The sequence below is a fragment of the Streptomyces sp. NPDC001153 genome, assembly GCF_053598315.1.
In genome coordinates, this window is sequence record NZ_JBSFJZ010000042.1 from 39,969 (window position 1) to 53,176 (window position 13,208).

At 67.4% G+C, this 13,208-nt stretch carries 8 protein-coding genes; 7 read left to right on the forward strand and 1 reads right to left on the reverse strand.

Going from position 1 to position 13,208, the window contains the following annotated elements; all coding sequences use genetic code 11:
- Window positions 1-56 precede the first annotated feature (56 nt).
- The 7 genes from rplK (at window position 57) to ACWDEN_RS36510 (ending at window position 11,806) form a co-directional block, all read left to right on the forward strand.
- The gene (rplK, locus tag ACWDEN_RS36480; protein WP_031167035.1) at window positions 57-491 is read left to right on the forward strand and encodes a 50S ribosomal protein L11; all 435 of its coding nucleotides are present in this window, start codon (window positions 57-59) and stop codon (window positions 489-491) included.
- 97 nt (window positions 492-588) lie between these two features.
- Window positions 589-1,314, forward strand: coding sequence for a 50S ribosomal protein L1 (rplA, locus tag ACWDEN_RS36485; RefSeq protein WP_055706206.1), 726 nt, complete (start codon window positions 589-591; stop codon window positions 1,312-1,314).
- A 181-nt stretch (window positions 1,315-1,495) separates the two neighbouring features.
- Window positions 1,496-2,434 (forward strand): hypothetical protein, encoded by a 939-nt coding sequence (locus tag ACWDEN_RS36490; RefSeq protein ID WP_351620448.1) that lies wholly within the window; start codon window positions 1,496-1,498, stop codon window positions 2,432-2,434.
- 280 nt (window positions 2,435-2,714) lie between these two features.
- Window positions 2,715-3,245 carry a 50S ribosomal protein L10 gene (gene rplJ, locus ACWDEN_RS36495; protein ID WP_069779227.1) on the forward strand — a complete coding sequence of 177 codons (531 nt, stop codon included), beginning with the start codon at window positions 2,715-2,717 and terminating at the stop codon, window positions 3,243-3,245.
- A 112-nt stretch (window positions 3,246-3,357) separates the two neighbouring features.
- Window positions 3,358-3,741 carry a 50S ribosomal protein L7/L12 gene (gene rplL / locus ACWDEN_RS36500; protein ID WP_351620428.1) on the forward strand — a complete coding sequence of 128 codons (384 nt, stop codon included), beginning with the start codon at window positions 3,358-3,360 and terminating at the stop codon, window positions 3,739-3,741.
- Window positions 3,742-4,319: 578 nt separating this feature from the next.
- Complete coding sequence (gene rpoB / locus ACWDEN_RS36505) at window positions 4,320-7,808, forward strand: DNA-directed RNA polymerase subunit beta (protein WP_351620431.1); 3,489 nt, start codon at window positions 4,320-4,322, stop codon at window positions 7,806-7,808.
- A gap of 98 nt (window positions 7,809-7,906) precedes the next feature.
- Window positions 7,907-11,806 (forward strand): DNA-directed RNA polymerase subunit beta', encoded by a 3,900-nt coding sequence (locus tag ACWDEN_RS36510; protein ID WP_351620434.1) that lies wholly within the window; start codon window positions 7,907-7,909, stop codon window positions 11,804-11,806.
- A gap of 77 nt (window positions 11,807-11,883) precedes the next feature.
- Here the strand turns inward: ACWDEN_RS36510 and ACWDEN_RS36515 are convergent, their stop codons facing one another.
- A complete protein-coding gene (locus ACWDEN_RS36515) occupies window positions 11,884-13,188 on the reverse strand; it encodes a M48 family metalloprotease (protein WP_351620437.1) in 1,305 nt (434 codons plus the stop codon).
- Between the last annotated feature and the right edge of the window lie 20 nt (window positions 13,189-13,208).

A 13,208-nucleotide genomic window follows, 5' to 3' on the forward strand; every position in this document is an offset into this window, starting at 1 on the left:
GTCAGGATCGCGATCCTCGCGCGGGCATGGACCCGAATGAAAGGACCCGGAGAGCTATGCCTCCCAAGAAGAAGAAGGTCACGGGGCTCATCAAGCTCCAGATCAACGCCGGTGCGGCGAACCCGGCCCCGCCGGTCGGCCCCGCGCTGGGTCAGCACGGCGTCAACATCATGGAGTTCTGCAAGGCGTACAACGCCGCGACCGAGTCGCAGCGTGGCTGGGTGATCCCGGTGGAGATCACGGTCTACGAGGACCGCTCCTTCACCTTCGTCACCAAGACGCCGCCGGCCGCGAAGATGATCCTCAAGGCCGCTGGTGTCGAGAAGGGCTCCGGCGAGCCGCACAAGACCAAGGTCGCCAAGATCACCGAGGCGCAGGTCCGCGAGATCGCCCAGACCAAGATGCCCGACCTCAACGCCAACGACCTGGACGCCGCGTCGAAGATCATCGCCGGTACCGCCCGTTCCATGGGCATCACGGTCGAGGGCTGACCTCAACCCCCCAGCAGTCATGCGGCCTCGGCCGCACGTGGCAGGGCCTGCTCGGCCCAGGGACCACGACTCCTTTCAGAACACACAGGAGCAAGTTGTGAGCAAGCGCAGCAAGGCTCTCCGCGCTGCGGACGCCAAGGTCGACCGGGAGAAGCTGTACGCCCCGCTCGAGGCCGTCCGTCTCGCCAAGGAGACCTCCACGACCAAGTTCGACGCCACCGTCGAGGTCGCCTTCCGTCTGGGTGTCGACCCGCGCAAGGCCGACCAGATGGTCCGTGGCACCGTGAACCTTCCGCACGGCACCGGTAAGACCGCCCGGGTCCTGGTCTTCGCGACCGGTGACCGTGCCGAGGCCGCGCGTGCCGCGGGCGCCGACATCGTCGGTGCCGACGAGCTGATCGACGAGGTCTCGAAGGGCCGCCTGGACTTCGACGCCGTCGTCGCCACCCCGGACCTCATGGGCAAGGTCGGCCGCCTCGGCCGCGTCCTCGGCCCGCGTGGTCTGATGCCGAACCCGAAGACCGGCACCGTCACCCCCGACGTCGCCAAGGCCGTCACCGACATCAAGGGCGGCAAGATCGAGTTCCGCGTCGACAAGCACTCGAACCTGCACTTCATCATCGGCAAGGCGTCCTTCGACGACGCCAAGCTGGTGGAGAACTACGGCGCGGCGCTGGAGGAGATCCTCCGTCTGAAGCCGTCCGCCGCCAAGGGTCGCTACCTCAAGAAGGCCGCCATCACCACCACGATGGGCCCCGGCATTCCGGTCGACCCCAACCGCACCCGCAACCTCCTCGTCGAGGAGGACCCGGCCGCCGTCTGAGCCGTCCGCTCACCCCGGTAGCCGCGTCAGGTACGCGTGAGCAAGGGCGGGCCCTGCAACCTTCGAGGTGCGGGGTCCGTCCTTTCTTCGTACGGCCTTACTTTGTACGGCCTTTCGAATGACTGTCAGTGCCCTGGACTACCGTGCCGGGCACAACGACTCGCAACAGGGGTGGGACCAGATGAAGAGCACGACCGTTCGCCGCACGGCCCTTTCCGTAGCGGTGGTCGCCGCGCTGACCTCCGTGGCAGCCTGCGGCTCCTCCTCAGGCTCCGGCAAGGGGGACAAGGCCGCCGGCGGCGAGACGATCCACATCAGCCCCATCGCGGCCGTGCTGCGCACCGCCGAGCAGTCCACCGACAAGGCGGACTCGGCGAAGGTGCGCTCCACCATGGTCGTCGGCGACGTGATGTCGATGTCGGGAAACGGCACCATGCGCTGGGGCAACGGCCTCACCGGCAGCCTCACCATCACCTACACCGGCGGCAAGATCGCCGAGGCCATGCACAAGGTCGGTGCGGCGCCGTCGCTGCAGGCCCGCTACCTGCCGGACGCCTACTACGCGAACCTGGGCGGCGCGTCCGCCGAGCGCCTGGGCGGCAAGCACTGGATCAAGTACTCGTACGACCTCCTCGCCCAGGTCAGCGGTGCCTCCGGGGCGTACCTGAAGGACCAGGTCCGCACCGCCACGCCGAACCAGTCCGTGAAGCTGCTGCTGGCCTCCGGTGATGTCAAGAAGGTGGGCGAGGAGACGGTCTCCGGCGTACACACCCGGCACTACTCGGGCACGGTGAACGTCGCCGACCTCGCGGGCAGGAACAGCAACATCAGCGCGGACCAGCTGGCCGCCCTGAAGAAGCAGCTCGACCAGGCGGGCATCACCACCGAGACCGTCGACATCTGGCTCAACGACCAGAACCTGCTCGTGAAGAAGATCGAGAAGGGCGCCACGGCCAAGGGCGAGATGGTCAACACCGCCTACTACAGCGACTACGGCGTCCCGGTCACCACCGAGGCCCCGCCGGCCTCCGACACGCTGGACTTCGCCAAGCTCATGAAGTCCAGCGGCCTGCCCAACGGCACCGCGACGGGCAGCGGCACGAGCATGACGACGTCCTGACCCGATTTGCCTGGGCGGGGGGCCGTCCCGTACTCTTCCACGGAAGCCAAAGACCGCTGGTCGTTGTCGCACGCTCGAACGAGGGTGCGGTGGCCGAAGGATCCGCTGAAAAGTGGGCGACCCGCGCAGGTGACAGTGGAAGAACTCCCGGAGTGCGCGCGCTGAGCGCGTGTGCGGCCGGTCGAGTCCGCCCCGTGCGCCTGCGCCGGGGCGTTTCGTTTTTCCCAGTCCTCCTTCGGGTCCGCGCGGTCCGAATCACCCGGAAGGAGGCCGAGGCTCTATGGCGAGGCCCGACAAGGCTGCCGCGGTTGCGGAGCTGACGGACAAGTTCCGCAGCTCCAACGCCGCCGTGCTGACCGAGTACCGCGGTCTCACCGTGGCGCAGCTCAAGACGCTGCGCCGGTCGCTCGGTGAGAACGCCCAGTACGCCGTGGTGAAGAACACGCTGACCAAGATTGCGGCCAAGGAGGCCGGGATCACGCTGGAGGACCAGCTCTTCGCTGGCCCGACGGCCGTCGCCTTCGTCACCGGTGACCCGGTGGAGTCGGCGAAGGGTCTGCGTGACTTCGCCAAGGACAACCCCAATCTCGTCATCAAGGGCGGTGTCCTCGAGGGCAAGGCCCTCTCCGCCGACGAGATCAAGAAGCTTGCGGACCTCGAGTCCCGCGAGGTTCTGCTCAGCAAGCTGGCCGGTGCCTTCAAGGGCAAGCAGTCCCAGGCTGCTCAGCTCTTCCAGGCGCTGCCGTCGAAGCTCGTCCGTACCGTGGACGCGCTGCGCGCCAAGCAGGCCGAGCAGGGCGGTGCCGAGTAATTCGGCTCGCTTTCTGACCCGCGCCGACGGCACGGGTCGCAGCGGGCCGACGTACGCCCGCCACATCCAGTACATCCGGCACCTGCCGATTTGAGTGGAAGGATCGCCCATCATGGCGAAGCTCAGCCAGGAAGACCTGCTCGCGCAGTTCGAGGAGATGACCCTCATCGAGCTCTCCGAGTTCGTGAAGGCCTTCGAGGAGAAGTTCGACGTCACCGCCGCCGCCGCGGTCGCCGTTGCCGGTCCGGCCGGTCCGGCCGCCCCGGCCGAGGCCGAGGAGGAGAAGGACGAGTTCGACGTCATCCTCACCGGCGCCGGCGACAAGAAGATCCAGGTCATCAAGGTCGTGCGTGAGCTGACCTCCCTGGGTCTGAAGGAGGCCAAGGACCTCGTCGACGGCACCCCGAAGCCGGTCCTCGAGAAGGTCAACAAGGAAGCCGCCGACAAGGCCGCCGAGTCCCTCAAGGCCGCCGGCGCCTCCGTCGAGGTCAAGTAACACCTTCCGGGTCCCGCACGCACCGCAGGACCCGGCCGCGCGCTGAAATCAGTCCCGTAGGGCTGTAACGCGAACGCACCGAAGGGCGATCATCCATCCGGGTGGTCGCCCTTCGGCGTTCCCCGGAGCCCGGCCTGGGCTGCCTTGCACCTGTGTTCGTGAGGGGTAAGGTGATCTTCGCCGTGTCTCCGGATCCCCGGTTCCCGCAAGGGAGCCCTTGACGAACCGCACGCAGCGCGCAATTCTCAGGACGCGTCGTCACAAGGATCCGAATCCGAGGCATGGATCGACGGCGAAGAGGGCAGTATCAACGTGCGTTGAGGGCAGCATGCCGAGGGCGTTGACAAGAGTGGTGAGCACAGCGAGGGTCTCGACAAACCCGCACTGGACATCAGTGTGCCAAGTGGCTACACTGACCCTTTGCGCTGCCTGTTAGCTGTCCCCTGCCCGTCACCAGGGGTCTGCCCTCACTCGAGCACTGACGACAAAAGCTCCCTTGACCTGGGGTTTCTGTCTCTGTGTACGGGTGAGGGGCCGGTACGCGCGTAGTGAGTCCGAGCCCTCGGAAGGACCCCCTCTTGGCCGCCTCGCGCAATGCCTCGACCGCGAATATGAACAACGGCGCCAGCACCGCCCCGCTGCGCATCTCCTTTGCAAAGATCAAGGAGCCTCTCGAGGTTCCGAACCTGCTCGCGCTGCAGACCGAGAGCTTCGACTGGCTGCTCGGCAACACCGCCTGGCAGAGTCGGGTCGAGGAGGCTCTGGAGAACGGTCAGGACGTCCCCACCAAGTCCGGTCTGGAGGAGATCTTCGAGGAGATCTCCCCCATCGAGGACTTCTCCGGGTCGATGTCCCTGACGTTCCGGGACCACCGCTTCGAGCCGCCGAAGAACTCCATCGACGAGTGCAAGGAGCGCGACTTCACGTACGCCGCCCCGCTCTTCGTCACCGCGGAGTTCACCAACAACGAGACCGGTGAGATCAAGTCCCAGACGGTCTTCATGGGCGATTTCCCGCTCATGACGAACAAGGGCACCTTCGTCATCAACGGCACCGAGCGTGTCGTGGTGTCCCAGCTGGTCCGTTCCCCCGGTGTCTACTTCGACTCCACCATCGACAAGACGTCCGACAAGGACATCTTCTCCGCCAAGATCATCCCGTCCCGGGGTGCCTGGCTGGAGATGGAGATCGACAAGCGCGACATGGTCGGTGTGCGTATCGACCGCAAGCGCAAGCAGTCGGTCACCGTGCTGCTGAAGGCGCTCGGCTGGACGACCGAGCAGATCCTCGAGGAGTTCGGCGAGTACGAGTCCATGCGCGCCACCCTGGAGAAGGACCACACCCAGGGCCAGGACGACGCGCTGCTCGACATCTACCGCAAGCTGCGTCCGGGCGAGCCCCCCACGCGTGAGGCCGCGCAGACGCTGCTGGAGAACCTCTACTTCAACCCCAAGCGCTACGACCTCGCCAAGGTCGGCCGCTACAAGGTCAACAAGAAGCTCGGTGCGGACGAGCCGCTGGACGCCGGTGTGCTCACCACCGACGACATCATCGCCACCATCAAGTACCTGGTGAAGCTGCACGCCGGCGAGACCGAGACGACCGGCGAGTCCGGCCGCTCGATCATGGTCGAGACCGACGACATCGACCACTTCGGCAACCGTCGTATCCGCAGCGTCGGCGAGCTGATCCAGAACCAGGTCCGTACGGGTCTCGCCCGTATGGAGCGCGTCGTGCGCGAGCGCATGACCACCCAGGACGTCGAGGCGATCACGCCGCAGACCCTGATCAACATCCGCCCGGTCGTGGCGTCGATCAAGGAGTTCTTCGGCACCTCGCAGCTGTCCCAGTTCATGGACCAGAACAACCCGCTGTCGGGGCTGACGCACAAGCGTCGTCTGAACGCCCTCGGCCCGGGTGGTCTCTCCCGTGAGCGGGCCGGCTTCGAGGTCCGTGACGTGCACCCCTCGCACTACGGCCGCATGTGCCCGATCGAGACGCCGGAAGGCCCGAACATCGGTCTGATCGGCTCGCTCGCCTCCTACGGCCGGGTCAACGCGTTCGGTTTCATCGAGACCCCGTACCGCAAGGTCGACGAGCAGGGTGTGGTCACCGACGAGGTGGACTACCTGACCGCCGACGAGGAGGACCGCTTCGTCATCGCGCAGGCCAACGCGCCGCTGACCGACGAGCTCCGCTTCGCCGAGGCCCGCGTGCTGGTCCGCCGCCGTGGCGGCGAGGTCGACTACGTCGCCCCCGAGGACGTGGACTACATGGACGTCTCGCCGCGCCAGATGGTGTCGGTCGCGACCGCCATGATCCCCTTCCTCGAGCACGACGACGCCAACCGTGCCCTCATGGGCGCGAACATGATGCGTCAGGCCGTGCCGCTGATTAAGTCCGAGGCGCCGCTCGTCGGCACCGGCATGGAGTACCGCTCCGCGGTCGACGCCGGCGACGTGGTCAAGGCCGAGAAGGACGGTGTGGTCCAGGAGGTCTCCGCGGACTACATCACCACCGCCAACGACGACGGCACGTACATCACGTACCGCCTGGCCAAGTTCTCCCGGTCCAACCAGGGCACCTCGGTCAACCAGAAGGTCATCGTCAACGAGGGCGACCGCGTCGTCACCGGCCAGGTCCTGGCCGACGGCCCGGCCACCCAGAACGGCGAGATGGCCCTCGGCAAGAACCTGCTCGTGGCGTTCATGCCGTGGGAGGGTCACAACTACGAGGACGCGATCATCCTGTCGCAGCGCCTCGTGCAGGACGACGTCCTCTCCTCGATCCACATCGAGGAGCACGAGGTCGACGCCCGTGACACCAAGCTCGGCCCCGAGGAGATCACCCGGGACATCCCGAACGTCTCCGAGGAGGTCCTCGCCGACCTCGACGAGCGCGGCATCATCCGCATCGGTGCCGAGGTCATCGCCGGTGACATCCTCGTCGGCAAGGTCACCCCGAAGGGTGAGACCGAGCTGACCCCCGAGGAGCGCCTGCTCCGCGCGATCTTCGGTGAGAAGGCCCGTGAGGTCCGTGACACCTCGCTGAAGGTGCCGCACGGCGAGACCGGCAAGGTCATCGGCGTGCGCGTCTTCGACCGCGAGGAGGGCGACGAGCTGCCGCCGGGCGTGAACCAGCTGGTCCGCGTCTACGTCGCGCAGAAGCGCAAGATCACCGACGGTGACAAGCTCGCCGGCCGTCACGGCAACAAGGGTGTCATCTCCAAGATCCTGCCCATCGAGGACATGCCGTTCCTCGAGGACGGAACTCCGGTCGACATCATCCTCAACCCGCTGGGTGTGCCGTCCCGAATGAACCCGGGACAGGTCCTGGAGATCCACCTCGGCTGGCTCGCCAGCCGCGGCTGGGACGTCTCCGGCCTCGCGGACGAGTGGGCCCAGCGCCTGCAGGCCATCGGCGCCGACCAGGTTGCCCCGCGCACCAACGTCGCCACCCCGGTCTTCGACGGTGCCCGCGAGGACGAGCTGGCGGGTCTGCTGCAGCACACCATCCCGAACCGCGACGGCGAGCGCATGGTGCTCCCGTCCGGCAAGGCGCGGCTGTTCGACGGCCGCTCCGGTGAGCCGTTCCCGGACCCGATCTCGGTCGGCTACATGTACATCCTGAAGCTGCACCACCTGGTCGACGACAAGCTGCACGCCCGCTCGACCGGTCCGTACTCGATGATCACCCAGCAGCCGCTGGGTGGTAAGGCCCAGTTCGGTGGCCAGCGGTTCGGCGAGATGGAGGTGTGGGCCCTCGAGGCCTACGGCGCCGCGTACGCCCTCCAGGAGCTGCTGACCATCAAGTCCGACGACGTCACCGGCCGCGTGAAGGTCTACGAGGCCATCGTCAAGGGCGAGAACATCCCCGAGCCCGGCATCCCCGAGTCCTTCAAGGTCCTCATCAAGGAGATGCAGTCGCTCTGCCTGAACGTGGAGGTGCTGTCCAGCGACGGTATGTCCATCGAGATGCGTGACACCGACGAGGATGTCTTCCGCGCTGCGGAGGAGCTCGGCATCGACCTGTCCCGGCGCGAGCCGAGCAGCGTCGAAGAGGTCTGACGGGAGTCCGGCGGGGCCCTCACCCTTAAGGGCCCCGCCGACCCCCAGGCCCCCGTTTCAGACCACAGACTTACGACCCTGAGAGGGATTGACGCATAGTGCTCGACGTCAACTTCTTCGACGAGCTCCGGATCGGCCTGGCCACCGCTGACGACATCCGTCAGTGGAGCCACGGCGAGGTCAAGAAGCCCGAGACCATCAACTACCGCACCCTCAAGCCCGAGAAGGACGGACTCTTCTGCGAGAAGATCTTCGGCCCCACCCGGGACTGGGAGTGCTACTGCGGCAAGTACAAGCGCGTCCGCTTCAAGGGCATCATCTGCGAGCGCTGTGGCGTCGAGGTCACGCGCGCCAAGGTGCGCCGTGAGCGGATGGGCCACATCGAGCTGGCCGCGCCCGTCACGCACATCTGGTACTTCAAGGGTGTCCCCTCGCGCCTCGGCTACCTGCTGGACCTGGCGCCGAAGGACCTCGAGAAGGTCATCTACTTCGCCGCGTACATGATCACGTACGTCGACGAGGAGCGCCGTACCCGCGACCTGCCCTCCCTGGAGGCGCATGTCTCGGTCGAGCGCCAGCAGATCGAGAACCGCCGCGACGCCGACCTGGAGGCCCGCGCCAAGAAGCTCGAGGCCGACCTGGCCGAGCTGGAGGCCGAGGGCGCCAAGGCCGACGTGCGCCGCAAGGTGCGCGAGGGTGCCGAGCGCGAGATGAAGCAGCTGCGCGACCGCGCGCAGCGCGAGATCGACCGCCTCGACGAGGTGTGGAACCGGTTCAAGAACCTCAAGGTCCAGGACCTCGAGGGCGACGAGCTGCTCTACCGCGAGCTGCGTGACCGCTTCGGCACGTACTTCGACGGCTCGATGGGTGCCGCGGCGCTGCAGAAGCGCCTGGAGTCCTTCGACCTGGAGGAGGAGGCCGAGCGGCTCCGCGAGATCATCCGCACCGGCAAGGGCCAGAAGAAGACCCGTGCCCTCAAGCGCCTGAAGGTCGTCTCCGCGTTCCTGCAGACGTCCAACAGCCCCAAGGGCATGGTCCTGGACTGCGTCCCGGTCATCCCGCCGGACCTGCGTCCGATGGTGCAGCTGGACGGTGGCCGCTTCGCGACCTCCGACCTGAACGACCTGTACCGCCGTGTCATCAACCGCAACAACCGTCTGAAGAGGCTCCTGGACCTCGGTGCCCCGGAGATCATCGTCAACAACGAGAAGCGCATGCTTCAGGAGGCCGTTGACGCCCTCTTCGACAACGGCCGTCGCGGCCGTCCGGTGACCGGTCCCGGCAACCGCCCGCTGAAGTCCCTCAGCGACATGCTGAAGGGTAAGCAGGGCCGTTTCCGTCAGAACCTGCTCGGCAAGCGTGTCGACTACTCGGCGCGTTCCGTGATCGTCGTCGGTCCGCAGCTGAAGCTGCACCAGTGCGGTCTGCCGAAGGCGATGGCGCTGGAGCTGTTCAAGCCGTTCGTGATGAAGCGCCTGGTCGACCTGAACCACGCGCAGAACATCAAGAGCGCCAAGCGCATGGTGGAGCGCGGCCGCACGGTCGTGTACGACGTCCTCGAAGAGGTCATCGCCGAGCACCCGGTCCTGCTGAACCGTGCTCCCACCCTGCACCGCCTCGGCATCCAGGCCTTCGAGCCGCAGCTGGTCGAGGGCAAGGCCATCCAGATCCACCCGCTCGTCTGCACCGCGTTCAACGCGGACTTCGACGGTGACCAGATGGCCGTGCACCTGCCGCTGTCCGCGGAGGCGCAGGCCGAGGCCCGCATCCTGATGCTGTCCTCGAACAACATCCTCAAGCCGGCCGACGGCCGTCCGGTGACGATGCCGACCCAGGACATGGTCCTCGGTCTGTTCTTCCTCACCACCGACGGCGAGATGCGTGACGTCAAGGGCGAGGGCCGCTCGTTCGCGTCCGTGGCCGAGGCGATCATGGCGTTCGACGCCGGCGAGCTCTCGCTGCAGTCGCGCGTGGACATCCGCTTCCCGGTGGGCACCATCCCGCCGCGCGGCTGGACCCCGCCGGCCCGCGAGGAGGGCGAGCCGGAGTGGCAGCAGGGTGACTCGTTCCGTCTGAACACGACCCTGGGCCGCGCGCTCTTCAACGAGCTGCTGCCCGAGGACTACCCGTTCGTCGACTACGAGGTCGGCAAGAAGCAGCTCTCCGAGATCGTCAACGACCTCGCCGAGCGCTACCCGAAGGTCATCGTGGCGGCGACGCTCGACAACCTGAAGGCGTCCGGCTTCTACTGGGCCACCCGTTCCGGCGTCACCGTCGCCATCTCCGACGTCGTCGTTCCCGAGGCGAAGAAGGAGATCGTCAAGGGCTACGAGGCGCAGGACGAGAAGGTCCAGAAGCAGTACGAGCGCGGTCTGATCACCAAGGACGAGCGCACGCAGGAGCTCATCGCGATCTGGACCAAGGCGACCAACGAGGTCGCCGAGGCGATGAACGAGAACTTCCCGAAGACCAACCCGATCTTCATGATGGTGAACTCGGGTGCACGAGGCAACATGATGCAGATGCGTCAGATCGCCGGTATGCGTGGTCTGGTGTCGAACGCGAAGAACGAGACGATCCCGCGGCCCATCAAGGCGTCGTTCCGTGAGGGTCTGTCCGTGCTGGAGTACTTCATCTCCACGCACGGTGCCCGTAAGGGTCTGGCGGACACCGCCCTTCGTACCGCCGACTCGGGTTACCTCACCCGTCGTCTGGTCGACGTCTCGCAGGACGTCATCATCCGCGAGGAGGACTGCGGCACTGAGCGTGGCCTCAAGCTCCACATCGCGGAGCGCGGTGCGGACGGCGTGCTGCGTAAGGCGGACGACGTCGAGACGTCCGTGTACGCGCGCTGCCTCGCCGAGGACATCGTCGTCGACGGCAAGGTGCTGGCCCCGGCCGGTACCGACCTCGGTGACGTGCTCATCGACGAGCTGGTCAAGCACGGCGTCGAGGAGGTCAAGACCCGCTCGGTCCTGACCTGCGAGTCCGCCGTCGGCACCTGCGCGATGTGCTACGGCCGTTCGCTCGCCACCGGCAAGCTGGTCGACATCGGTGAGGCGGTCGGCATCATCGCCGCCCAGTCCATCGGTGAGCCCGGTACCCAGCTGACGATGCGTACCTTCCACACCGGTGGTGTGGCCGGTGACGACATCACCCAGGGTCTGCCGCGTGTCGTCGAGCTCTTCGAGGCCCGTACCCCGAAGGGTGTCGCCCCGATCTCCGAGGCCTCCGGCCGCGTGCGGATCGAGGAGACCGAGAAGACCAAGAAGCTCGTCGTCACCCCGGACGACGGCAGCGACGAGACGGCGTACCCGATCTCCAAGCGTGCCAAGGTCCTGGTCAGCGAGGGCGAGCACGTCGAGGTGGGCCAGCAGCTCACCGTGGGTGCCACCAACCCGCACGACGTGCTGCGCATCCTGGGCCAGCGTGCCGTCCAGGTCCACCTGGTCGGCGAGGTCCAGAAGGTCTACAACTCGCAGGGTGTGTCGATCCACGACAAGCACATCGAGATCATCATCCGGCAGATGCTCCGCCGCGTGACGATCATCGAGTCCGGCGACGCCGAGCTGCTGCCCGGCGAGCTGGTCGAGCGCTCGAAGTTCGAGACCGAGAACCGTCGTGTGGTCCAGGAGGGCGGTCACCCGGCCTCCGGTCGTCCGCAGCTGATGGGTATCACCAAGGCCTCGCTGGCGACGGAGTCCTGGCTGTCGGCCGCCTCCTTCCAGGAGACGACCCGAGTCCTGACGGACGCGGCGATCAACGCCAAGTCCGACAGCCTCATCGGCCTCAAGGAGAACGTCATCATCGGTAAGCTCATCCCGGCCGGTACGGGCCTGTCCCGCTACCGCAACATCCGGGTCGAGCCGACCGAGGAGGCCAAGGCCGCGATGTACTCGGCCGTCGGCTACGACGACATCGACTACTCGCCGTTCGGCACCGGCTCCGGCCAGGCCGTTCCGCTGGAGGACTACGACTACGGTCCGTACAACCAGTAAGCGAGCAGCATGAAGGGCGGTCACCCCTCGGGGTGGCCGCCCTTCGGCGTGTTCACCGGCCGTGCGGCCGGCCGCTGCTACTGCCCCTGCTGCTGCCCCTGAGGCTGCAGATACGGCTGCAGGTGGTGCAGCCGGGTGTAGTGGTCCGGATGGGACGACAGCAGCCGGGCCAGCGCGCTCTCCTCGACGGGCCGCCCGCCGTTCTGAGCGGCCAGCTGGGCCTGCTGCCACTGCTCCTGCCGGTGCAGCTTGTCGAGTACGGCCGCCAGCATGGGGGCGAAGCCGAGCACGGCGGCGTGCTCGTCGGCCCGCAGCTCGGCACGGCGGCCCACGGCGGCCAGCGCGTACGGCACCGCCAGGATCAACAGCGGCAGGCCGAAGAACGTGGAGATCGTGGCCAGGGCGATCCCGCCGACGAGCAGCACCAGAAAGCCGAAGCCGAGGCAGCCGAAGGCACGCGACACCTTGAACATGAAGCCGAAGGACGCCTTCAGCACCCGCCAGGCCACCCGGCCGGGCAGGGCGTACCAGTAGCCGAGCAGCGAGGACCAGGCGTGGCCGCCGACGTGGTGGCCCAGCTCGTGCGCCATGACGGCGGCCAGTTCGCCGTTGGGCAGCTCGTTCATGGCGAAGCGGGTGACGCCGACGATGTGTCCCGCCGCCGCGACCGCGTTCAGGGCGTCGCTGTCCTCCACCCACAGCTCGTAGTTACGCCCTTCGATGCCGGCGCGGGCCGTGACCTCCCGCCAGACCGGTTCGAGTTTGGCTCGTTCTTGTGGAGTGGGGTAGCGCAGACGGAGCACATGGCGCGCGAGGGCGCTTTCCGTGGGCCGGTGGAACACGAGTGCGCCGCTGGCGACCCAGGCGAGTATGACGACGATGCCCAGGCCGCCGAAGAACAGCGAGACCAGGGCGACGACGAAGAGGCTGCACAGGAAGTTGGGCACGTGCAGCAGCAGGTTCCCCACGGCCGTGGCGTCCGTCCGCCGCTGGTCGGCGGAGAGGAAGACCCGCCCCCGGTCGGTGTCGATGTGGTGCGGGTGCTGGGCGGGGGCCGGGGGCACGGGCGCCGGCGCGGGCGCCGCCGGGTACTGCGGCGGCACGGGCGCCGCCTGCGGGTACGAGGGCGCCGCTGGTGAGTGCTGGGGCGGTGCCGCCTGGGGGTACTGAGGCGCTGCCTGCGGATACTGGGGCGCTGCCTGCGGGTATTCGGGTGCCGCTTGCGGGTACTGCGGTGCCGCCTGGGGGTACGCGGGAGCGCTGGGCTGCTGGGGAGCGGTGGGCTGCGGGTAGGGCGGCGCCGTGTGCGGGTACGGCGGGGCCGGCTCGGAGTGGGGGCGGGCGGGGGGCTCGGGTCGGTCCGGGGGCGTGGGCTGGGTCATGGCGGTCGTTCGTTCCTTCA